This is a genomic window from Bacillus sp. KH172YL63 (assembly GCF_011398925.1).
GTDB lineage: Bacteria > Bacillota > Bacilli > Bacillales > Bacillaceae_B > Rossellomorea.
In genome coordinates this window covers 2,599,869-2,621,314 of the sequence record NZ_AP022842.1, presented here as the reverse complement: position 1 = coordinate 2,621,314, position 21,446 = coordinate 2,599,869, and the positions used below count along the sequence as shown (strand labels likewise).

General features: G+C 45.3%; 23 protein-coding genes. 22 read left to right on the top strand and 1 reads right to left on the bottom strand.

The genetic code is table 11. From position 1 onward, the window contains the following. The first annotated feature begins 20 nt into the window (after positions 1 to 20). The 3 genes from KH172YL63_RS13385 to KH172YL63_RS13375 all read left to right on the top strand — a co-directional run bounded on the left by KH172YL63_RS13385 (position 21) and on the right by KH172YL63_RS13375 (position 2,215). Complete coding sequence (locus KH172YL63_RS13385; protein ID WP_173106574.1) at positions 21 to 620, top strand: lipoprotein heptaprenylglyceryl N-acetyltransferase LhaT; 600 nt, start codon at positions 21 to 23, stop codon at positions 618 to 620. Positions 621 to 683: 63 nt separating this feature from the next. After that, complete coding sequence (ypjB, locus tag KH172YL63_RS13380; protein ID WP_173106573.1) at positions 684 to 1,475, top strand: sporulation protein YpjB; 792 nt, start codon at positions 684 to 686, stop codon at positions 1,473 to 1,475. A gap of 59 nt (positions 1,476 to 1,534) precedes the next feature. After that, complete coding sequence (locus tag KH172YL63_RS13375) at positions 1,535 to 2,215, top strand: zinc metallopeptidase (RefSeq protein ID WP_173106572.1); 681 nt, start codon at positions 1,535 to 1,537, stop codon at positions 2,213 to 2,215. Between the two features lie 53 nt (positions 2,216 to 2,268). Here the strand turns inward: KH172YL63_RS13375 and KH172YL63_RS13370 are convergent, their stop codons facing one another. Beyond that, positions 2,269 to 3,138, bottom strand: a complete 870-nt coding sequence (locus KH172YL63_RS13370; RefSeq protein ID WP_442858731.1) for a YitT family protein — start codon at positions 3,136 to 3,138, stop codon at positions 2,269 to 2,271. Positions 3,139 to 3,299: 161 nt separating this feature from the next. On the opposite strand from KH172YL63_RS13370, the gene KH172YL63_RS13365 reads away from it, so the two are divergent. The 19 genes from KH172YL63_RS13365 to KH172YL63_RS13275 all read left to right on the top strand — a co-directional run bounded on the left by KH172YL63_RS13365 (position 3,300) and on the right by KH172YL63_RS13275 (position 21,003). After that, a complete protein-coding gene (locus KH172YL63_RS13365) occupies positions 3,300 to 3,650 on the top strand; it encodes a nucleotide pyrophosphohydrolase (RefSeq protein ID WP_173106571.1) in 351 nt (116 codons plus the stop codon). Further along, on the top strand, positions 3,637 to 4,407 hold the full coding sequence (dapB, locus tag KH172YL63_RS13360) for a 4-hydroxy-tetrahydrodipicolinate reductase (RefSeq protein WP_173106570.1): 771 nt from the start codon (positions 3,637 to 3,639) through the stop codon (positions 4,405 to 4,407). Before KH172YL63_RS13365 ends, dapB begins: the two co-directional genes overlap by 14 nt. An 11-nt stretch (positions 4,408 to 4,418) precedes the next feature. Further along, positions 4,419 to 4,826, top strand: coding sequence for a methylglyoxal synthase (gene mgsA, locus KH172YL63_RS13355; protein WP_173106569.1), 408 nt, complete (start codon positions 4,419 to 4,421; stop codon positions 4,824 to 4,826). A gap of 1 nt (position 4,827) precedes the next feature. Beyond that, positions 4,828 to 5,529, top strand: a complete 702-nt coding sequence (gene bshB1, locus KH172YL63_RS13350; RefSeq protein ID WP_173106568.1) for a bacillithiol biosynthesis deacetylase BshB1 — start codon at positions 4,828 to 4,830, stop codon at positions 5,527 to 5,529. Between the two features lie 4 nt (positions 5,530 to 5,533). Continuing rightward, on the top strand, positions 5,534 to 6,658 hold the full coding sequence (bshA, locus tag KH172YL63_RS13345; RefSeq protein ID WP_173106567.1) for an N-acetyl-alpha-D-glucosaminyl L-malate synthase BshA: 1,125 nt from the start codon (positions 5,534 to 5,536) through the stop codon (positions 6,656 to 6,658). Positions 6,659 to 6,700: 42 nt separating this feature from the next. Continuing rightward, the gene (locus KH172YL63_RS13340) at positions 6,701 to 7,897 is read left to right on the top strand and encodes a CCA tRNA nucleotidyltransferase (RefSeq protein WP_332066849.1); all 1,197 of its coding nucleotides are present in this window, start codon (positions 6,701 to 6,703) and stop codon (positions 7,895 to 7,897) included. Next, entirely contained in the window at positions 7,882 to 8,865 is a 984-nt protein-coding gene (locus KH172YL63_RS13335) for a biotin--[acetyl-CoA-carboxylase] ligase (RefSeq protein WP_173106565.1), read from the top strand. Before KH172YL63_RS13340 ends, KH172YL63_RS13335 begins: the two co-directional genes overlap by 16 nt. Before the next feature lie 272 nt (positions 8,866 to 9,137). After that, the gene (gene panB / locus KH172YL63_RS13330; RefSeq protein WP_173106564.1) at positions 9,138 to 9,977 is read left to right on the top strand and encodes a 3-methyl-2-oxobutanoate hydroxymethyltransferase; all 840 of its coding nucleotides are present in this window, start codon (positions 9,138 to 9,140) and stop codon (positions 9,975 to 9,977) included. Beyond that, positions 9,974 to 10,843: a pantoate--beta-alanine ligase gene (gene panC / locus KH172YL63_RS13325; RefSeq protein WP_173106563.1), complete on the top strand. Its 870-nt coding sequence runs from the start codon at positions 9,974 to 9,976 to the stop codon at positions 10,841 to 10,843. Before panB ends, panC begins: the two co-directional genes overlap by 4 nt. Beyond that, positions 10,836 to 11,219 (top strand): aspartate 1-decarboxylase, encoded by a 384-nt coding sequence (gene panD / locus KH172YL63_RS13320; protein ID WP_173106562.1) that lies wholly within the window; start codon positions 10,836 to 10,838, stop codon positions 11,217 to 11,219. Before panC ends, panD begins: the two co-directional genes overlap by 8 nt. Positions 11,220 to 11,546: 327 nt before the next feature. Continuing rightward, entirely contained in the window at positions 11,547 to 14,348 is a 2,802-nt protein-coding gene (dinG, locus tag KH172YL63_RS13315; RefSeq protein WP_173106561.1) for an ATP-dependent DNA helicase DinG, read from the top strand. A 67-nt stretch (positions 14,349 to 14,415) separates the two neighbouring features. Then, the gene (locus KH172YL63_RS13310; RefSeq protein WP_173106560.1) at positions 14,416 to 15,237 is read left to right on the top strand and encodes a ComEC/Rec2 family competence protein; all 822 of its coding nucleotides are present in this window, start codon (positions 14,416 to 14,418) and stop codon (positions 15,235 to 15,237) included. A gap of 285 nt (positions 15,238 to 15,522) precedes the next feature. Further along, positions 15,523 to 15,693: a YpmA family protein gene (locus KH172YL63_RS13305; protein WP_173106559.1), complete on the top strand. Its 171-nt coding sequence runs from the start codon at positions 15,523 to 15,525 to the stop codon at positions 15,691 to 15,693. 12 nt (positions 15,694 to 15,705) lie between these two features. Next, positions 15,706 to 16,182, top strand: a complete 477-nt coding sequence (locus KH172YL63_RS13300) for a cell wall elongation regulator TseB-like domain-containing protein (RefSeq protein WP_173106558.1) — start codon at positions 15,706 to 15,708, stop codon at positions 16,180 to 16,182. Positions 16,183 to 16,199: 17 nt separating this feature from the next. Then, a complete protein-coding gene (locus KH172YL63_RS13295; protein ID WP_173106557.1) occupies positions 16,200 to 17,390 on the top strand; it encodes a pyridoxal phosphate-dependent aminotransferase in 1,191 nt (396 codons plus the stop codon). A 145-nt stretch (positions 17,391 to 17,535) separates the two neighbouring features. Beyond that, on the top strand, positions 17,536 to 18,828 hold the full coding sequence (gene asnS / locus KH172YL63_RS13290; RefSeq protein ID WP_173106556.1) for an asparagine--tRNA ligase: 1,293 nt from the start codon (positions 17,536 to 17,538) through the stop codon (positions 18,826 to 18,828). 192 nt (positions 18,829 to 19,020) lie between these two features. Further along, the gene (locus tag KH172YL63_RS13285; RefSeq protein WP_173106555.1) at positions 19,021 to 19,731 is read left to right on the top strand and encodes a DnaD domain-containing protein; all 711 of its coding nucleotides are present in this window, start codon (positions 19,021 to 19,023) and stop codon (positions 19,729 to 19,731) included. 115 nt (positions 19,732 to 19,846) lie between these two features. Continuing rightward, a complete protein-coding gene (gene nth, locus KH172YL63_RS13280; protein WP_173106554.1) occupies positions 19,847 to 20,503 on the top strand; it encodes an endonuclease III in 657 nt (218 codons plus the stop codon). Then, complete coding sequence (locus KH172YL63_RS13275) at positions 20,500 to 21,003, top strand: YpoC family protein (RefSeq protein WP_173106553.1); 504 nt, start codon at positions 20,500 to 20,502, stop codon at positions 21,001 to 21,003. Before nth ends, KH172YL63_RS13275 begins: the two co-directional genes overlap by 4 nt. Positions 21,004 to 21,446: the final 443 nt, after the last annotated feature.

The window sequence follows — 21,446 nt, the reverse complement described above, 5'->3', positions numbered from 1 at the left end:
CCTGAAAGAGAGGATCATTCATGCTCTGGATCATGACTATTTTAAGAAATAAGCTTTTTTTATGGCTTTTATTGGTAATAAACGTACTTGGTACTGTTTATGGATACATATGGTATATCCCCCAATTACGAAATACCCCCTCGCAATTTTTTTTGTTTGTTCCGGACAGCCCGACGGCGAGTCTGTTTTTTTGCTTTGTGCTGATTGCATTTTTAATGAATCGGAACTGGCCGATTTTTGAGGTGTTGGCGATCATCACTTTATTTAAGTATGGCGTCTGGGCGATGATCATGAATGTATTGACGCTGTGGGTTTCAGGTGATTTGCCCTGGGAAGGATATATGTTGATGGCCTCCCACGGGGCAATGGCGATCCAGGGGATCCTGTATTCATCATTTTACAGAGTGAAACTTTGGCATCTTGCTGTCGGGGCCGTATGGACGGTGCATAATGACATCATTGACTATGTCTACATGCAGTTCCCTGTATATTCGAAATTATATATGTACATCCAGCATATCGGGTATTTCACTTTCTGGCTGAGTATCTTGTCCATCGCCATTGCGTATTACTTCACCCAAAGGACGACCCGTTTGTCACTTGGCTCTACGTTGGATTGATTAATTGGTCTACTCTTGTCCACCTCTTCATAAACTTTATTAGTAGTTTTAGGGGGGACAAGTATGAAGTTTATCCAATTCATGATTACGCTTTTCTTTTTTCTTATAGTAGTGCCGCAGCCATTAAATGCAGTTGAATCGACGTCTCCGATGAACGAACTGGATGATATCGCCGATCAGGCTTTGCAAATGACCAAGGCTGGGAAATATGAAGAAGCGAAACAGCTGTTGGTTTATTTTTCAGATGAATTTGCTTCTTTAAACGTCCAACGTTCTTTTTCCATGGATGAGCTCCGGATCCTTACCATTTCACATAATCATGCGGTAGAGAGTATCAATCAGACTTCTGCTGACTTAGAGCAAAAAGTGAACGCCATGACGAAATTTCGTCTGGTGATGGATGCATTGAACAGCCGTTATCAGCCTCTCTGGGTCGAAATGGAGGATCCGATCATGGAAGCCTTCAATGGGGTGAAACAGGCTGCGGAAAATGGGAATGAAGAAGCCTACCACACGACATTGAATGTATTTTTATCCAAATATAATATCATTCAGCCGAGCATCAAGCTGGATATCCCGGTGGAAAGATCCCAATCATTGGAGGCACGGATCTCATACTTGGATCACTACCGCCAGGATGTGTTAGAGAGCACGGAAACGATGAGTGAACTTGCTTCCCTTGAGACAGATCTCCACGACTTATTTGAAAATATGACGGAAGATGAAGCGGATCCGTCCCTGTGGTGGGTCATCATTTCAACAGGCAGTATCATCGTCTCTACATTATCTTACGTAGGTTGGAGAAAGTATAAGGGACGGGATGAAGGGAAAAAATCCGAGCGTCAAAAAAATTGACAGAGCGTTTGGGGAACTATAAAATTTATGTATCTAATCATCTGGAGGTTATTGCGATAATGGCAGGATTTTTGATTTATTTTTTACTGATAGCGTTGATTCCAATAGGTGCTCAGATGCGTGTGAAGAGTACCTTTAAGAAATATTCCAGGGTAGCCACCACTTCAGGCATGACCGGTAGGGAGATGGCGAGGCGGATTCTTGACGAAAACGGCCTGTATGACGTCAAAGTGGTAGAAGGCAGAGGCTTTTTGAGTGACCATTACAACCCGATCACCAAAACGGTTGCTTTGTCTCCCGATAATTATCACGGCCACTCTGTAGCAGGAGCCGCAGTTGCAGCCCATGAAGTCGGACATGCGATCCAGGATGCAGAAAGCTATGCGTTCCTGAGATTCCGGCACGCACTTGTACCGGTAGCGAACATCGGGTCGAATATGTCCTGGATCTTCTTGCTGATCGGTATGTTTACCCAAATGACGGGTATGTTCCTTCTCGGGATCATTCTTATGGCGGCAGGGGTTGTTTTTCAATTAATCACACTGCCTGTTGAATTTAATGCATCTTCCCGTGCGATGGACCAGATTGTATCGCTCGGTCTGATCCGTAACGAGGAAGAACGGCATGCACGTAAAGTATTGAATGCAGCAGCCATGACGTATGTTGCAGCAGCGGCTGTGGCAGTTATTGAACTGTTAAGGCTTATCTTGATCTTCACAGGAATGAATGGAGAAGATTAATCAATAAAAAGCAGCTGGGCCCGCTAACGGGTCCAGCTGCTTTTTGTATAGAGCTAATCATGTAAAGGGTTCTTGTCAGCATCCAGTGTGAATCCCTCTCCAAGTACATCGTGCACGACGGTCACGGAGACGAATGCGTGGGGATCGACGCTTGTAATGATATTTTTAAGTCGGACGATCTCATTTTTTCCTACAACGCAGTAAAGCACTTCACGTTCCTGCTTCGTAAATGATCCGTGTCCCCTTAAGACTGTCACACCGCGGTCCATCTTTTCATTGATGGCGTCCGCGATTTCCTCATTACTTTCTGAAATGATCATCGCTCCCCTTGCAGAGTAGGCGCCTTCCTGCATGAAATCAATGACCCGGGCCGCCACAAATACTGCCACCAATGTATACATCGCTTCCCGGTACTCAAGATAAGTCACAAGGGATGCACCGATGACGACGGCATCAAACATGAACATTGTCTTACCCATACTCCAGCCTATGTACTTATGGGCAAGTCTTGCAATGATATCAACGCCCCCGGTCGTTCCTCCATAGCGAAATATGATTCCGAGCCCTATTCCGATGAACACTCCGGCAAATAACGCGGCGAGAAATAAATCACCCTCAAGATTGATCGTCATTTGGAACCTCTGGAATATCCAAAGAAATACCGATAACGCAACAGTACCAATGACGGTATAGTAGAAAGCTCTCTTCCCGAGCAGCTTCCATCCCAAAAAGAATAGAGGTATATTTAAAGCCAGGTTGGAGTAGGACGGGTCGATATCGAATAAGAAATAAAAGATAAGTGTGATTCCTGTGAACCCACCCTCTGCCAGCTTGTTTTGCATATTGAAATGGACAAGGCCAAAAGCAAAAATAGCGGAACCTAATAAAATGAACAGAATATTCTTCAAACGTAAGCCGAGCATCAGCGATACCCTCCTTTATTGTATTATCTCGTTGACAGAGACATTATATAAGAAGAAAAACAAACTGGCAATCAAGAGTTCACAAATCAATCTTTATATTTGTAAATCATGCAGGATTTAGCTAACATGATAGGAGATAATGAAGGAGTGAGGCTTCTTATATGGATCAAAAAACGATGCAACAAATGCAAAACGAAGTGGATCAATACATAAGTCAATTTAAAGAAGGATATTTCAGTCCGTTGGCAATGGTTGCAAGGCTGAGCGAGGAGCTCGGTGAACTAGCCAGGGAAGTGAATCATCACTACGGTGAAAAGCCAAAAAAGAAGAGCGAAAAAGAAAAAACGATTGAGGAAGAGCTCGGGGATCTCCTGTTTGTCGTCATTTGTCTGGCGAACTCACTTGATATCAGCCTTGAGGAAGCCCACGATCGTGTGATGCATAAATTTAATACAAGAGATAAAGATCGCTGGACTAGAATAGAAGGTGGGGATGAAGATGGATCAAATTAAGGTTACCATTGCAGGACCTAGGGGAAGAATGGGTAAGGAAGCCGTTCAGTTGGTAAATGATACGGAGCATTTTACACTCATCAGCGTCATCGACCATAAGGAACTGCCATTAGGGGATGTCCCGGTATATGGAGATATTGAATCATGCTTTCAGGAAGAGGCACCACATGTATTGATTGACCTGACCACTCCGGAAGTCGGTTATCATCATACGAAAACAGCTCTACAATACGGGGTCAGACCAGTCGTGGGTACGACAGGATTCACCACGGATGAACTGGAGGAATTGAAAGAGCTTGCACAATCGAAGTCATTAGGATGCATCATCGCGCCGAACTTTGCGATTGGCGCAGTACTGATGATGAAATTTTCCCAGCTTGCAGCGAAATATTTCAAGGATGTGGAGATTTTGGAGCTTCATCATGATCAAAAGCTGGATGCGCCATCAGGAACAGCTGTGAAGACAGCTGAAATGATAAAGGAAGTCAGGGAAGGAAAGAAGCAGGGACATCCTGATGAGAAGGAAACGATCCCTGGTGCAAGGGGCGCCGATGTCGACGGCATGCATATCCACAGCGTCAGGCTGCCGGGGCTGCTTGCCCATCAGCAAGTGATGTTCGGGGCAGAAGGCCAGACACTGACGATACGCCATGATTCATTCAATCGGGGAAGCTTCATGTCAGGCGTAAAAGTCTCGGTTGAAACCGTCATGAAGTTAGACACACTGGTATATGGATTAGAAAATATTTTAGACTAAGGATGAGTGTGATGAATATTGCATTGATTGCTCATGATAAGAAAAAAGATGATCTGATTCGCTTTGTATTGGCTTATAAATCAATCATTGAGAAGCATTCCCTCTTTGCGACAGGTACGACAGGGAAACGGATACAGGACGAAACCGGTCTATCCGTCCATCGATTCCGTTCAGGTCCGCTTGGGGGAGACCAGGAAATCGGGTCTTATATCGCAAATAATAAGATGGATCTCATCCTGTTTTTCAGGGATCCCTTAACGGCACAACCCCATGAACCTGATGTATCTGCCTTGATCAGGCTGTGTGATGTGTACGCGGTTCCGCTTGCCACCAATATGGGGACAGCGGAAGTGCTGGTCAGAGGCTTAGAAAAAGGGGATATCGAATGGAGAAGCGTCATCACGGATAAGGAGGAGTAGTGTGGAGCACCAAACAGATATTCTGGCATTCGGGGCACATGCAGACGATGTGGAAATCGGAATGGGCGGAACTTTGGCGAAGTACGCGTCAGTTGGGAAGAAAATTGTGATATGCGACCTTACTGAGGCAGAGCTTTCATCCAATGGTTCCGTTCCACTCAGGAAAGAAGAAGCCTTGAAAGCTGCCCGCGTACTGGGAGCATATAAACGGGAAACGCTGGATATTCCCGACAGGGGCATATACATAACAGATGACAATATCAAGAAAGTTGTAAATGTGATAAGGAAGTATAAACCGAAAGCGATATTCGCTCCGTATGAACAGGATCGTCACCCGGACCACGGAAACGCTTCGAGATTGGTGAAAGAAGCTTTTTTCTCTGCTGGAATCAGGAAATTCCATTCAAGCATCCCTGGTCATAAGGCAGAGAACCTTTTCTTTTATATGATCAACGGATTTCATAAGCCGGATTTTGTGGTGGATATTGAAGGGTTCATGGAGAAGAAGGTCCTAAGTCTGGAGGCTTATAAAAGCCAGTTTGCCAAAGGGACAGACGGCGTGATGACGCCATTGACGGACGGGTATATCGAAGCGGTGGCGGCAAGGGAGCGTATGATCGGGAAAGATGCAGGATTGCGATATGCAGAAGGTTTCTTCTCCCATCAATCCCTTATCTTGCATCATGATTTGTTAGGAGAATAACAGTATGAAACTTAAAATAGGAATAACCTGCTATCCGACTGTCGGGGGATCCGGCGTCGTGGCGACAGAGCTCGGAAAGTTATTGGCTGAAAGAGGCCATGAAATCCATTTCATCACATCAAGCATTCCGTTCAGATTGAATAAGATGTATCATAATATTTATTTTCATCAAGTGGAAGTGAGTCAATATTCGGTGTTCCAATACCCTCCTTACGACCTAGCACTTGCGAATAAAATGGCAGAAGTGACGGAGCGGGAGAACCTTGATATCCTTCATGTCCATTATGCCATCCCCCATGCTGTATGTGCGATCCTCGGCAAACAGATGGCAGGAAAAGACGTGAAAATTGTCACGACCCTGCATGGGACAGATATTACCGTGCTTGGGTATGATCCATCATTAACCGGTGCGATCCGTTTCGGGATTGAAAAATCAGACGTAGTGACCGCTGTTTCTTCTGCCCTCGTAAAGCAAACATATGATTTGATCCAACCGGATAAAGACATTGAGACGGTTTATAACTTTATTGACGAACGTGTGTACCGGGCAGTCGATTCCCATCACCTGAAGAAAGAATACGGGATCAAGGATGATGAAAAAGTCATCATCCACGTCTCGAACTTCCGAGGGGTAAAAAGAGTGACGGATGTAGTTGCGGCCTTTCACCGTATTCAGTCTGAGATTCCCGCAAAGCTCCTGCTCGTAGGGGACGGACCTGAAATGACGGTCATATGCAGGCAGGTACGAGAGCTTGGACTGAAGGATAAAGTACTATTCCTGGGGAAACAGGATAATCTGGAGGAGCTTTATTCAATCAGTGATCTTAAATTGCTCCTCTCTGAAAAGGAGAGCTTCGGTCTGGTTGCCCTCGAAGCGATGGCCTGCGGGGTTCCGGGCATCGGAACAAATGTCGGCGGCATACCTGAAGTGATCCGGGATGGATGGAACGGTTTTATTTGTGAAGTGGGGAATATCACGGAAGTCACCCGGAAGGCTCTCGAAGTCCTGAAGGATGAGACGCTCCATAAAGAGCTTTCTCAGAATGCCCTTACCACTGCACGGTCGACGTTTCATTCCAGTAAGATTGTCGAACAGTATGAGCGTATTTATCATGAAGTACTGAAATAAAACGATCGTTGGCTGAGCCCATGATAAAAGCAGGTGTGTAAAGTGTTGCCGGAAATTTTTCAAAAAGCTGTACCGGTATTGAAAAAAATTGAAGATGCAGGTTATGAGGCCTATTTCGTTGGGGGATCTGTCAGGGATTATATACTGGGCAGGCCGATCAATGATGTAGATATCGCCACTTCTGCCCTCCCTCAAGAGATGAAAGAGATTTTCCCGAGAACTGTCGATGTGGGCATCGAACATGGCACGATACTCGTGATGTATGAAGGAAGTGATTATGAAATCACCACCTTCCGTACAGAATCTGCGTACGCTGATTTCAGGAGGCCTGACAAGGTGGAATTCATCCGTTCTCTTGATGGCGACCTGACCCGCCGGGATTTCACCATGAACAGTATGGCCATGGATAGTGAAGGGAAAATATATGATCCTTTTCATGGTCAGCGGGATATACATAACAAATTAATCCGTACGGTAGGGTCTCCACATTCAAGATTTTCAGAAGATGCACTGCGGATGATGAGGGGAGTCAGGTTTGTCAGTCAATTGGGCTTTAGCCTCGATTGGGCTACAATGGATGCAATGACAGAGCACTCTCAGCTGCTGGGCCACATAGCGGTTGAGAGAAAGACGATGGAATTTCAGAAATTACTGTCTGGTCCGTTTTCTCAGGAGGCTTTGAAGCTTCTCACAAAGACAAATCTTTATCAAGAACTCCCTTCCCTTTCTCCTTATAAGCAAGCGTTGGAAAAAGTGGCGGATTTGCCATCAGTGGGTTATTTGAGTGGAGATAAATCCTGGCTCCTTCTATTGGCTGAGATGAAGATGAAAGATCCCCAGACGTTTTTAAAAGGTTGGAGACTGCCGACGAAAACGGTCAAGGAGCGCTGCAAAGAACTTGAAATCCTCGGACACAGAATTGAATCGGGCTGGTCTAATGCTCTGCTTTACAGGGCAGGCCTGGTTGCTGCATTGAATGTGGAAGCGGTCTACGGGTGTATGAAAGCCGATAGCCGGTCGGATGAAGAACAAATCAGGGAAGCATACCGCCGGTTATCGATTACATCAAGGGAGGAGCTGGCCGTAACGGGTAAGGATTTAATGGGCTGGACGAATCTAAGTGGCGGACCATGGGTAAAAGAGCTTCTCTCAGACATTGAAATAGCAGTCCTTGATGAAATAATCACCAATGATAAAAATCAGATTAGGAGGTGGCTGGAGGAATGCAATCGACTATAAGAAAGAAGGTCCTGCAAGCGTTGTCGGAATCGAATCAGGAGTTCCTTTCTGGACAGGCACTGGCAGATATCGCAGGCTGTTCCAGGACGGCGATTTGGAAGCATATCGAAGAACTTCGCAAAGAAGGGTTTGTGCTGGAAGCTGTAAGGAAAAAAGGATACCGGATCATTGAAACACCAGACGGAGTCTCAGGGAACAACATCCGGCTCGGCCTTGGGACGAAGACGTTGGGGACCGTGATCCATTACGAAGAAACGGTTGAAAGCACCCAGAAAATCGCTCATATGCTGGCGAGTGATGGAGCAGTCGAAGGGACCCTTGTCATAGCGGATGAACAGACTGCAGGCAGGGGCAGGCTGATGAGGGAGTGGCATTCTTCGAAGGGGACCGGGATTTGGATGAGTCTGATTCTGAAGCCGTTACTCCCTCCGCAAAAGGCTCCCCAGTTCACGCTTATCACAGCAGTCGCAGTCGTTCAGGCGATCGAGGAAGCAACAGGCCTTGAGCCGCAGATCAAATGGCCGAATGATATTCTCATTGACGGAAAGAAAGTGACCGGAATCCTGACGGAATTGCAGGCTGAATCGGATAAAATCAATTCGATCATTATCGGGATTGGAATGAATGTTAATCAACAGAGTGAGCACTTCCCCGACGAAATACAGGGAATTGCCACTTCCCTTTCACTTGAAAAAGGTGAACATATCTCAAGGGCAGAGGTTGTCCAGAAAGTGTTAGAGCGGATCGAAGCGCTGTATTCTCTTTATATGAAAGAAGGATTCACGCCGATCAAGCTGTTATGGGAAAGTTACGCCATCAGCATTGGGAAAAGGATTCGTGCCCGGACGATCAACGGTACGATAGAAGGACGTGCTTTAGGCATCACGGAGGACGGGGTGCTGAAAATAGAAGACTCGTCAGGTACCGTGCACCAGATATATTCTGCGGATATTGAAGTGAATATATAAGAGGAAGAGGGATGGAAGCGAAACTTGTACTTCCATCCCATTTAATATGGTATAATTTCTTTGGGCAGTATCCTTGGAACTGCACCCTGCGTCAAACAAATGCTATAAATACAATTTCTGCCTTGATCCATTGTGGACTGGGACAGAGGGTCGAAACAATGATATCTTACACTTATGATCCTTCTGTCATTTTTCAGGAGGTTTTTTTGTTCTAAATATGAAAGTGCTTTCATTGTTTTTCGTCACCTCTGACTGAAAAGAAGGAGGATACTATGAAACAAACGACAGATTTTCTCAAAATGAAAAACGAAAAGAAAAAGATTTCGATGTTGACGGCATACGATTATCCGACCGCCAAAATTGCGGAAGAAGCAGGGATCGATGTCATTCTTGTCGGCGACAGCCTCGGCATGGTCGTATTGGGCTATGATTCAACGGTGCCTGTAACTGTTGCAGATATGATTCATCATACGAAGGCAGTTAAAAGAGGGGCGAAAGACACGTTCATCGTGACGGACATGCCGTTTATGTCTTACCATCTATCAAGGGAAGAAACCCTGAAGACAGCTGCAGAGATCCTTCAGCAGGGAGGCGCACATGCAGTGAAGGTGGAAGGAAGCGGACATGTCATCGACCGCATCCAATCCCTGACTTCTGCAGGCATTCCGGTCGTGGCACATTTAGGGTTGACCCCACAGTCCGTCGGTGTCCTAGGCGGATACAAAGTACAGGGGAAGACAGCCGAAGCAGCCAGGCAGTTGATTGAAGATGCACGAAAATGTGAAGAAGCAGGGGCATTTGCCCTGGTCCTTGAGTGTGTACCGAAACAACTTGCCAAAGAAGTATCAGAAGCGTTAAAGATTCCGACAATCGGTATCGGGGCAGGAAGGGATACCGACGGTCAAGTGTTGGTTTTTCATGATCTTGTCACGTTTGGAGTGGACCGGGTACCGAAATTCGTCAAACAATACAGCAATGTCACAGAGATCATGCGCTCCGGAATTGCCACATATATAGCTGAAGTGAAAGCCGAGAGCTTTCCGGATGATGCCCAATCTTTTACCATGGGTGATGAGGAGCTTCAGGCGCTGTATGGAGGATTATCTAAATGAACATAATCAAGGAAATCACCCATTTACAAAAAGAGATAGGTCATCTGAAGAAAAAGGGTGCATCTATAGGATTTGTCCCGACGATGGGTTTCCTCCATGAAGGACACCTCACTCTTGTGAAGGAAGCGCGAAGTAATCATGATGTTGTCGTCATGAGCATATTTGTCAATCCACTTCAATTCGGACCGAATGAAGACTTTGACCGTTATCCCCGTGACGTTGAAAGGGACTCGAGGTTGGCGGCCGAATCAGGTGTTGACATCTTGTTCATACCTGAAGTGGAAGGGATCTACCCTGGCGTACAGTCAATTGTCATGAATGTGAAAGAGCGGGTCGGCGTCATGTGCGGACGAAAGCGGGAAGGTCATTTTGACGGTGTGGTCACGGTGTTGACGAAACTGTTCCACCTCGTTCAGCCTGACAGCGCTTATTTCGGCTTGAAGGATGCCCAGCAGGTTGCCGTAGTGGAAGGGCTAGTAAGCGATTATTTCTTCCCGGTCGAGATCATCAGGGTACCGACCATCCGCGAAAGCGATGGGTTGGCGAAAAGTTCAAGAAATGTATACCTGTCTGAAGAAGAAAGAGCAGAAGCGCCCTGTATCTACAAAAGCCTTGTAAAGGCGAAGATGCAGATTGAAGCGGGGGAGCGCAACCCTTCAGACATCATTTCAATGATTACTTCTTATATCCATGATCATACATCAGGAATCATCGATTATATAGAAGTACATTCATATCCCGAATTGAAAAGTTTGAATGAGCTTAAAGGCGACGTCATCATCGCCATGGCCGTTCAATTTAAACATGCAAGATTAATCGACAATATCATCATCAGTGTAGGGACAGAGGAGGATTCACATGTATAGAACAATGATGAGTGGGAAAATCCACAGGGCAACGGTAACAGAAGCGAACCTGAATTATGTGGGAAGCATTACAATCGATCAGGATATCCTGGATGCTGTCGGCATGATGGCGAACGAAAAGGTTCAAATCGTGAACAATAATAACGGTGCACGCCTCGAGACATATATCATCCCTGGTGAAAGAGGGAGCGGTGTCGTCTGTTTGAACGGTGCTGCCGCGAGACTTGTCCAAAAAGGCGATATCGTCATCATTATCTCTTATAAACTCGTTGCAGAAGAAATGGTACATGATCATATCCCGAAAGTGGCGATCATGGGTGAAAACAATACGATCATCGATATGATTGGGACAGAGCCTGAAGCGACAGTCTATTAATTATACGAAAGGACCTGACAGTTTCGCCTCGGTTAGCTGTTGAATGATTGAGGTGGAAGGAGAAGCCATATTAAAGCAGGGAACTGCCTTCCGCAAACAACTGGTTCTCATCATCATCCGGACGAATCCGACTTTCATCAATGAATGTCGGGATCGTCCGGATTTTTTTATATGTTGAGACTGACGGATCATTTCCTTCATTTCAGCCTTGCTGTATGCAGCCCTCACGCCCCCACCCCTTTTGGTGTCATCGACATTGAATTATGGTACACTTATTTAGAAATCATAAGAGTATGATGCAGGATTTATATAAAGGCAGTGAAGAAAATGTACCCATTCAAACTCGTTGTCGTGGACTTGGAGACAACAGGAAATTCTCCAAAACGTGGAGAAAAAATCATTCAAATATCAGCGGTTATTATAGAAGGTGGAAAAATCATTGATCAGTTCACCTCATTTGTTTCACCAGGTAAACCCATTCCTGCTTTCATTGAGGAATTAACCGGGATCAATGACGACATGGTGAAGGATGCCCCGGCATTTCATGAAATTGCACCAAAGATCCTTGAAATTCTGGATCAAGGGGTGTTCGTTGCCCATAACGTCCAATTTGATCTTTCATTTCTTCAGGCTGAATTAGAAGAAGCAGGCTATAACCCTTTCAAAGGACCGTCGTTTGATACGGTGGAATTGGCAAAAGTGGTGTTGCCTTCTGCTGACAGCTTTAAATTGAGTGAATTATCAAATTCACTGGATTTAAGCCACGTGAGACCCCATCAGGCAGATAGTGATGCTTATGTAACGGCTGAGATTCTTCTTTACTTCATTGAAGAGCTGTCAAAGCTCCCAATGGTCACCCTGGAGAAACTCTACAAGCTTTCATACCACCTGAAGAGCGATCTGTCGTTATTATTTGATGGAATCGTAAGTGAAAAGCAACGGCATGTAGACGATCTCCCGGCTGAGATGGAAGTCTATCGGGGCATTGCTTTAAAAAAGAAGGATGCTTCACCGAGTGATGAAGCCCCCATGGACGTTCTTGATCCGGAAGCATTTAATATAGAGGAATATCTCTCCCGGCATGTTCCTTTCTATGAAAAAAGGGAGCAGCAGATTCAGATGATGGAAGAAATTCAAAACTCCTTCTACGAATCAAAGCATATCGTCATCGAAGCAGGTACAGGGGTCGGGAAGTCACTGGGATACTTATGGCCTTCCGTTCTTTTTGCCAAACAAACAGGTGAAAAGGTGGTCATCAGTACTTACACGATCCAGCTGCAGGAACAGCTGCTCCGTAAAGAAATCAAACTCATGGAAAAAATGTGTCCGTTCCCTTTCAAAACAGTACTGTTAAAAGGGAAAAATCATTACATAAACTTGTTTAAATTCGAACAGTCCCTGAGAGAGGATGAAACGCAGTATGACGTTGTCCTCACCAAGATGCAAATCCTTGTATGGCTGACACGGACAGAGTCGGGTGATAGCGATGAACTTAACCTCACATCTGGCGGGCAATTGTTCTGGAATCGCTTAAAGCATGATGGCTGGCATCTTTCTCATACGAAAGATCCGTGGGTCGGGAAGGACTTCTACCTCTCTGCCAGGAAAAAAGCACAGGAAGCAGATATCATCATTACAAATCACGCTATGCTGCTGATGGACATGGTGAAGGAAAGCAGCATGCTTCCTTCTTATGATCATTTGGTGATCGATGAAGCGCATCATCTCGAAAAATCGGCAAGGCAGCACCTTGGGGTTGTACTGGATTACTTATCGATTAAATTCACAACCGCTCAATTAGGGATGCTGGATCATAAGCAGTTGTTTTATCGTCTGGATCAGATGATTACAGGACATTCAGTGGAAATGGGCCATCATCCATTCGAGATTGATGCACGTATCGGCCAGTTCTATCAGGATCTGGAAGAAGCGATGACGGTCCTGACCAGTGTTTTCTATAAAAAGGCCAAGAAAAGGCACGGGGTACAGAAAATCCAGCTCAGAATCACGGCGGAGATGAAGAAGAGCAGTTATTGGCAGCCGGTCATCATGGCGATGGAGCGTGTCATTTCCGGCATGAAGTATATTGAAAAAGAATGTCAAAACATCCTTCAGGAAATCAAGGATAAAAAGCTTAAGCTCGCCGACAAGGAAAAGGCCCTCGTTGAAGAATTCCACAGCTTTTTAGTCGATTGGTCTGAATTGAAGATGAATCTGCAAAGGGTGTTTATCAAGGATTTTGATGATCATGTACTCTGGCTGGACGGTGACACAAGATCCCTTCCAAACAGCCTATCCATACAGGCGCAGCCGGTCACGGTCGACAGGAATCTGCAGGACGAGATATTCACGAAAAAGAAAAGCGTCGTATTGACTTCGGCAACACTGACTGTCAGCGGCTCTTTCCAATATTTCCTGAATGAGATAGGGCTTGCCGGCATGGGGGTCAAAAAACTGCAGCTATCTTCACCTTTTGATTACAATGAGGTGTCAAGGCTGTTCGTTCCGACCGATGTCCCTGAAATCCAGCAGGTTCAGGCTGAAGAATATATCGAAGCGATCAGCTCTCATTTGATTGGTGTGGCACAGGCGACAAAAGGAAGAATGCTTATCCTTTTCACTTCATATGACATGCTGAGAAAGACGTATGAGCTTATGAAGGAAAGCGGATTGTTGGAGGAATACGTACTGATGGCGCAGGGGATTACCTCAGGCAGCCGCAGCCGCCTGACAAAGAACTTCCAGCGCTTCGATAAGGCGATTCTCTTCGGGACGAGCAGTTTTTGGGAAGGGGTGGATATACCGGGAGAAGACCTTTCCTGCCTTGCCATGGTCAGATTGCCATTTTCCCCTCCTGACGAGCCTGTCACCCAAGCGAAATCAGATATTCTCAAAGCGGAAGGAAAGAATCCGTTTTCGGCCCATTCGTTACCTGAAGCAATCATCCGTTTTAAACAGGGGGTCGGCAGGCTGATCCGAAGAAGCAGTGATCGTGGGATTGTAATTGTATACGACAGAAGAATCATGACCACGAGATACGGTAATGCTTTCTTAAAGTCGATACCTTCGATGGAGATGAGGGAAGGGGACCTGTATGATCTCGTGTCCTGGATCGAAGACTGGCTCTAATCCTCTGTGATAAATTTCATTCCTTAACGCAACCTAATGGGGAGATGAAATCATTGGAGGATATAAAATGAAAGTCATCATAACGGTCATGCTTACTTTTTTCCTTACCCATGCGACTGTGCTGGGGATGAAAGTCCCGCAGGTGGATTTGCATATCACAAAAGAGGAATATGCAATAAGCTTTCTGCCGGTATTACACGGGGAGGTAGCCGTGATCCATTTATCATCCGGCGGAAATTACCTGATCAATACGGGAACCATAAAGGAAAAGGATCAGCTTTATTACTACTTGAAACAGCTTCAAATTCAAAATTTGAAAGCCATTGTCATCACAGAGAAAAGTGAAGTTCATGAGGATATGATCAAGGAATTGATGAAAAGGTACAGTGTGGATGAGTTGATCATCGGGAAGACACTGGCCCCCTCCATTTCTGAGGGACTTTCACAGCAAACACGCCGACTCGAAGAAGGTCAAACCTATACAGTTTCAGAAGGACTGGTCATGAATGTTTTGCATGAGGGGAGCGATGAAGGGGAGGGGTTGGATTTTTCCATCACCTTCTTCCATCATCGTTTCCTGTGGCTCAGTTCACAATCCGCCCACGGGGAAGAAGTGTTGTTGACCCATTCTCTTAAGAACGTTAATATCGTGAAGATTCCCCTTCATTCCAAAGCGGAAAACATGTCTCACCGCTTATTGAAGCATATTGATCCCCAGACGGCGATCCTCTACCGTTCGAAAGAAAAGCTTCTCAATGGTGACATGCTTGAAGCGATCAATGAGGCTTGGATCGACCTGTATTTGACAGGTCAGCATGGTCTGATTGCAGTGAAATTCAACCGCAGGAATTATGAAGTGCTCACCTTTGACAACAGGGACGGAGCGTAAAAAGTCAGAGGTTGAACAGAAAGAAACCTGTGCCGTCTCTTCGGAAAGGTGCAGGTTCCTTTTTTGACAGTATTTCCTTAAGGATTGTTGCAAAGAGTGCTTGAGCCGGAATCTGATTATGAGCAGCGGCGTATACGGAAAACAGCCTATAAGCTTATGGCATCCGTTTCATTTTTATGATAACCTCTACCATATCGGTGCTCAATGTTGTTATAATATGTGTAGAGTTTTCATGTCAGAATGAAAACAAACGAATACACCCGAGCATCATAAAGGAGGAGCACCATGGAGAGCCGAATTGAAATACTTTCCACCGTCCGTATCGAATACACGGATAATTTATATAAAATCGTGGATACATTGAATAGAACGTTAAAAAAAGATGATTATATGTTTGGTTTAGCATTAGATCCGGAAGATCAAAATCAAGCAGTACTAACAATTTATCGTACATAAAGAGTGATTGATATGAAAAAATGGATAACAATCGCCGCAGCCGTATTCATCGTCATAGGCACTGCAGCTTCGATTCTGCTCTACCAGACTTCCCGTAATCCCCTGGATCTGAAGATAGAGAAGGCCCTTTTAAGGGTCGAGAAAGAAACGTCAATTGAGTCAGTGGAAAACACCAGCTTTTACAATGGTTCAAAGCCCTATGTGGTTGTGACCGGGAAGAACAGCAATAATGAGACGATGGTAGCTTGGATACCGAATGAAAAAGGGAAGATTGTTGAACGGAAATGGGCAGATGGTCTATCAAAAGATCAGGCCCTCAGTAAACTAAGAGATGAGAAGCAGCCTAAAGAAGTTCTATCGGTCCGATTGGGCTATGAATCGGTTGGCCCGGTGTGGGAAATTACGTATTTGGATAACCAGGACAATTTAAATTATTTCTATCTATTATTTTCTACCGGAGAATGGTGGAGGAAGATCGAAAACTTATGATCAGGGGGAATAAGTCAATGGAATTTACGTTAGCTGACAGAGTGAGTGCATTAACACCATCTACTACTTTAGCGATTACCGCGAAAGCAAAGGAAATGAAGTCACAGGGGATCGATGTGATCGGCCTTGGGGCAGGTGAACCGGACTTCAATACCCCGCAGCACATCATCCAGGCTGCATACGAATCGATGACGGAAGGCCATACGAAATATACGCCATCCGGAGGCACGGCTGCCTTGAAGGACGCGATTATCCAAAAGTTCCAAACCGATCAAAATCTGTCCTATTCACCATCGGAGATCATTGTAACAAGCGGGGCAAAACACGCCCTGTATACATTATTTCAGGTGATCCTGAATGATGGAGATGAAGTGGTCATCCCGACGCCATATTGGGTCAGCTATCCTGAGCAGGTGAAGCTTGCCGGCGGGAATCCGGTGATTGTGGAAGGAAAAGAAGCAAATGAATATAAAATTACACCTCAACAATTAAAGGAAAGCATTTCAACCCGTACGAAAGCGGTCATTCTCAATACGCCAAGCAACCCGACAGGCATGCTGTATTCCAAAGAGGAATTACAGGAGATCGGTGAAGTGTGTTTGGAACACAACATCTTGATCGTATCGGATGAAATTTATGAAAAGCTTGTGTACGACGGGCATTCTCATACGTCCATTGCAGAATTATCTTCAGCGTTAAAGGAACAAACCATCGTCATCAACGGGGTGTCGAAATCCCATTCCATGACCGGATGGAGAATTGGTTATGCAGCAGGGAATCAAACCATCATTAAAGCGATGACCAATCTTGCCAGCCACTCGACCTCGAATCCAACAACAACCTCCCAATATGGGGCAATCGCTGCGTATCTTGGCGATCAACAGCCGGTAGAGGAAATGAGGGCTGCATTTGAAGAACGCTTGAATATTGTCATCGATAAGTTGAACGCCATTCCCGGTTTTCATTGCTTAAAGCCACAAGGTGCGTTCTATTTATTCCCGAATGTTTCAAAAGCCGCTAAAATGACAGGATACGATGATGTCGATGCCTTTACGAAAGCTTTGCTTGAAGAAGCGAAGGTTGCGGTGATTCCTGGTTCAGGTTTCGGATCAGACGACAATATCCGCTTGTCCTATGCTACAAGCCTTGACGCACTAGAAAAAGCAATCGGCCGTATGCATGAATTTGTCGTAAATAAAAGTGAATAAGTGAGAGGTTTGCAGGCCGTCAATAACCGGTCTGCTTTTTCCTTAAAATGATCTCGTTTTACTCAATCTATTGCGACGGTGTACCGGTAAATGTATAATAAATATCGATACATAAGCGTCTTACGTTTTTTGGAGGGAAAATATTGTGAAAACTACTATATCGCAAGTAAGTAAGTTTGTCGGGGAAGAAGTCACCATCGGGGCTTGGCTTGCCAACAAACGTTCAAGTGGGAAGATTGCCTTTCTTCAACTTCGTGACGGAACTGGATTCATTCAGGGTGTTGTCGTGAAAAGTGAAGTAGAAGAGGAAATGTTCCAAAAAGCTAAATCGTTAACACAGGAAACATCCCTGTATGTGACTGGAACGGTTTCTGAAGACTCACGCTCACCATTCGGATATGAACTGCAGGTAAAGAGCGTTGAAGTGATCCATGAAGCAGTGGATTATCCAATTACACCGAAAGAACACGGTACAGAGTTCTTGATGGATCATCGTCACCTATGGCTTCGTTCCCGTAAACAGCATGCTGTTATGAAAGTACGTAACGAAATCATCCGTGCCACTTATGAATTTTTCAATCAAGAAGGATTTGTTAAGGTAGATCCGCCGATCCTGACTGGAAGTGCGCCTGAAGGTACGACTGAGTTATTTGCCACAAAGTATTTTGAAGAAGATGCATATCTTTCTCAGAGCGGGCAGCTGTACATGGAAGCAGCCGCTATGGCATTAGGGAAAGTATTCTCTTTCGGCCCGACTTTCAGGGCTGAAAAATCAAAGACACGCCGTCATTTGATTGAATTCTGGATGATTGAGCCTGAAATGGCTTTCTATAATTTTAAAGATAACCTGGAAGTGCAGGAGCAATATGTATCCTATATCGTTCAATCGGTATTGGAAAACTGCAAGCTTGAGCTGGAGAGATTAGGAAGGGATACTTCTAAATTAGAACAGATCAAGGCACCTTTCCCTCGCATCACCTATGATGATGCCCTTACATTATTAAATGAAAAAGGTTTTGATGATATCGAGTGGGGAGACGACTTTGGTGCGCCACATGAGACGGCGATCGCAGAGAGCTATGATAAGCCGGTATTCATCACCCATTACCCGACATCATTAAAGCCGTTCTACATGCAGCCTGATCCAGATCGTGATGATGTCGTGCTGTGTGCCGACCTTATTGCGCCTGAAGGCTATGGAGAAATCATCGGTGGCTCGGAGCGAATCCATGATGCAGAGCTTATGAAGCGCCGCATTGAAGAGCATGAGCTTGCGACCGATGCATATAAATGGTACTTGGAATTAAGAGAATATGGTTCTGTACCTCATTCAGGTTTCGGTCTTGGACTCGAAAGAACAGTTGCCTGGATCAGCGGAGTGGATCACGTAAGGGAAACCATCCCATTCCCACGTCTGTTGAACCGCTTATATCCATAATAAACCGAACCCGGACCGGTCAGATTGCCAACAGGCGATCCTGGCCGGTTCTTTTCTTTCCTCGTGTGTGCAGTCCGGTTCAGGAGAATGCTGAAAGAGTTAAAACGTCCTTTTTTTCCAAATTTCTTCTAATCCATAGCCATGTCCACATAGAGTTAATCATGATATACTTATGAGTGAGGTGTACCGATTATGGATTATAAACGTTTGATGGTGTCCTGGATAGAAGAGGGGACACTGAATATCCCGCAATTATTATTATCGAATTATCATGAGATGGGTTTGAATGAAAGTGAATTTGTTTTGCTTCTTCATATTTATGGTCATCTGGAAAAAGGCAATCATTTTCCGACACCTGAAGAGCTTTCCAAACCTATGAGTCTTTCAAGCGAATTTTGTTCATCCCTTCTGCGAAAGCTGATTCAACAGCAATACCTGGCGATTGAGGAAGGTCATTCTGCAGAAGGCATCCTTTTTGAGAAGTATTCACTCAATCCCCTGTGGGAAAAGATGGCTGAATTCGTGATTCAGGATTCGAAGATGAAACAAATGCAACAGTCGATGGAAGAAGAAGCTGATATTTATTCGACTTTTGAGCAAGAATTTGGCCGTCCGCTTTCCCCGCTGGAATGTGAGACGCTCGCCATGTGGCTGGATCAGGATGATCATAATGCCACCATCATCAAAGCAGCATTAAGGGAAGCCGTCATTTCTGGGAAATTGAACTTCAGATATATTGATCGTATCCTTTTTGAATGGAAGAAAAATGGGGTCAAGACGATCGAAGATGCCCGCAATCAGAGCCAACGTTTCCGCTCACATCAAAAGACGCCGGCGCCAAATGATGCCCCGGCATCTCAAAAGCGAAAATCAGTACCATTTTACAATTGGCTTGAGCAATAGAAATAGAGAGGGACTGACGTTCATACAGTGGGCGTTCAGTCCTTTTACTTGAAGAGCTGTTTTCTATATGGCCAAGGAGCAATGTCTCCCTGACAAAATGGAGGTAAATCGATTCATGTTAAATAAAAAACAAATCACTATATGCCTGGATGAAATGAGAAGGATGTTCCCGGATGCCCATTGTGAACTCCGTCATGAAAATCCGTTCGAACTCGTCATTGCGGTGCTGTTATCTGCCCAATGCACGGATGCACTTGTCAATAAGGTAACAAAAGGTCTGTTTGAAAAATATAAGCGGCCTGAAGACTACATAGCCGTATCATTGGAAGAATTGCAGCAGGATATCCGCTCAATCGGCCTGTATCGGAACAAAGCAAAGAACATACGCAAGCTGTGCGAAATCCTTTTGACCGAATATGGTGGAGAGGTGCCGGAAAGCCATGAAGATCTCGTGAAGCTTCCTGGAGTGGGGAGAAAGACCGCGAATGTCGTCGTGTCCGTTGCATTCGGTGTGCCGGCTTTAGCTGTTGACACCCATGTAGAGAGAGTCAGTAAAAGACTGGGGATCTGCAGGTGGAAAGACAGTGTATTGGAAGTGGAAAAGACGCTGATGAAAAAGATTCCCCGGGAAGAATGGTCGGAAACCCATCACCGCTTAATCTTTTTTGGCCGCTATCACTGCAAGGCCCAATCACCTCAATGTGAGGTATGTCCATTGGTGGACTTGTGCAGGGAAGGACAAAAGAGACTCAAAAAGAAGGCGAAGGTATGAGTATGTCCGTATTAAATGTCCCAGAGGAGCTGAAGGATCCCTTTTTTTTCACAAGTGATGTGGTGGAGTTGGACTTGGCGGTTCACACGCTGTTCTCTTTTGAAATCCGCCATTACAATGGAATCGAACTGGACGTCCGCCCATGGAACCAGCCCGAGGATGCCATTCCTTCAATCCTCTCATGCTGGAAAGAAGAAGAGGAGAAGCTCAAGTCATTGTTTAAATCCCGCTCCAAGCATACCGGTGAAAGTATGAAAAGGGAGATTGCTGCATTTCTAATGTTCTTATTCTGGAGTAACCGCCAGCCGGTCCAGCTGAAGGATTGGGAGAGAAAGATAGATAGCCTGCCAATCAAGCCGGTGAATGCAGCGGAAAGGTTGAGTTTCATTCGTTCCAATGCATCCATTTATCACGCTTATGTTCAGCTTTCACAGCTTTTTACTGAACACCATAAACTATTTGCCAAGCAGGTCGCGTTAAAAAAATATAGAAAAAAATAAGGCAACGGGAGGAGTTCTCCCGTTGCCTTTCGTTGTGCGCCCGGCATGGGTGTAATCTATAGGGTGAGAGTCCCGAGCCGTGAAGACAGTTGTAGCGGTTAGCTTAACGCAAGGGTGTCCGGGGTGACCTGGAATCTGAAGGAAGCGGGCGGCAAACCTCCGGTCCGGGGAACACGAATCTCATATAAGGCTTGTTGCACTGGATGAGTCTGCAATACAAGATGAAGTCCGAACTGTCGAAGGTGCAGAAAGTAAATGAGGCGGATAGATGGAGGGAAAGATTACACTCTTACCCGGGGAGATCTGGCGGATACGCCTTGAACACTTGGTAACCGGAGAAGCGATTCTCCGCTGAACCGCCAGAAGTCAGCCGAGGTCATAGTACCGGCTTTTCTCGAGGAAGCCGGGAAGGACTGAACAATCAAGAGAGTGTCACGACCTGG

Bases quoted from the DNA above. Each gene is read 5' to 3' on its own strand.
- KH172YL63_RS13385 (WP_173106574.1), top strand. From the start codon at position 21: ATGCTCTGGATCATGACTATTTTAAGAAATAAGCTTTTTTTATGGCTT.
- ypjB (WP_173106573.1), top strand. From the start codon at position 684: ATGAAGTTTATCCAATTCATGATTACGCTTTTCTTTTTTCTTATAGTA.
- KH172YL63_RS13375 (WP_173106572.1), top strand. From the start codon at position 1,535: ATGGCAGGATTTTTGATTTATTTTTTACTGATAGCGTTGATTCCAATA.
- KH172YL63_RS13370 (WP_442858731.1), bottom strand. From the start codon at position 3,138: ATGCTCGGCTTACGTTTGAAGAATATTCTGTTCATTTTATTAGGTTCC.
- KH172YL63_RS13365 (WP_173106571.1), top strand. From the start codon at position 3,300: ATGGATCAAAAAACGATGCAACAAATGCAAAACGAAGTGGATCAATAC.
- dapB (WP_173106570.1), top strand. From the start codon at position 3,637: ATGGATCAAATTAAGGTTACCATTGCAGGACCTAGGGGAAGAATGGGT.
- mgsA (WP_173106569.1), top strand. From the start codon at position 4,419: ATGAATATTGCATTGATTGCTCATGATAAGAAAAAAGATGATCTGATT.
- bshA (WP_173106567.1), top strand. From the start codon at position 5,534: ATGAAACTTAAAATAGGAATAACCTGCTATCCGACTGTCGGGGGATCC.
- KH172YL63_RS13335 (WP_173106565.1), top strand. From the start codon at position 7,882: ATGCAATCGACTATAAGAAAGAAGGTCCTGCAAGCGTTGTCGGAATCG.
- panB (WP_173106564.1), top strand. From the start codon at position 9,138: ATGAAACAAACGACAGATTTTCTCAAAATGAAAAACGAAAAGAAAAAG.
- panC (WP_173106563.1), top strand. From the start codon at position 9,974: ATGAACATAATCAAGGAAATCACCCATTTACAAAAAGAGATAGGTCAT.
- panD (WP_173106562.1), top strand. From the start codon at position 10,836: ATGTATAGAACAATGATGAGTGGGAAAATCCACAGGGCAACGGTAACA.
- dinG (WP_173106561.1), top strand. From the start codon at position 11,547: ATGTACCCATTCAAACTCGTTGTCGTGGACTTGGAGACAACAGGAAAT.
- KH172YL63_RS13310 (WP_173106560.1), top strand. From the start codon at position 14,416: ATGAAAGTCATCATAACGGTCATGCTTACTTTTTTCCTTACCCATGCG.
- KH172YL63_RS13305 (WP_173106559.1), top strand. From the start codon at position 15,523: ATGGAGAGCCGAATTGAAATACTTTCCACCGTCCGTATCGAATACACG.
- KH172YL63_RS13300 (WP_173106558.1), top strand. From the start codon at position 15,706: ATGAAAAAATGGATAACAATCGCCGCAGCCGTATTCATCGTCATAGGC.
- KH172YL63_RS13295 (WP_173106557.1), top strand. From the start codon at position 16,200: ATGGAATTTACGTTAGCTGACAGAGTGAGTGCATTAACACCATCTACT.
- KH172YL63_RS13285 (WP_173106555.1), top strand. From the start codon at position 19,021: ATGGATTATAAACGTTTGATGGTGTCCTGGATAGAAGAGGGGACACTG.
- nth (WP_173106554.1), top strand. From the start codon at position 19,847: ATGTTAAATAAAAAACAAATCACTATATGCCTGGATGAAATGAGAAGG.
- KH172YL63_RS13275 (WP_173106553.1), top strand. From the start codon at position 20,500: ATGAGTATGTCCGTATTAAATGTCCCAGAGGAGCTGAAGGATCCCTTT.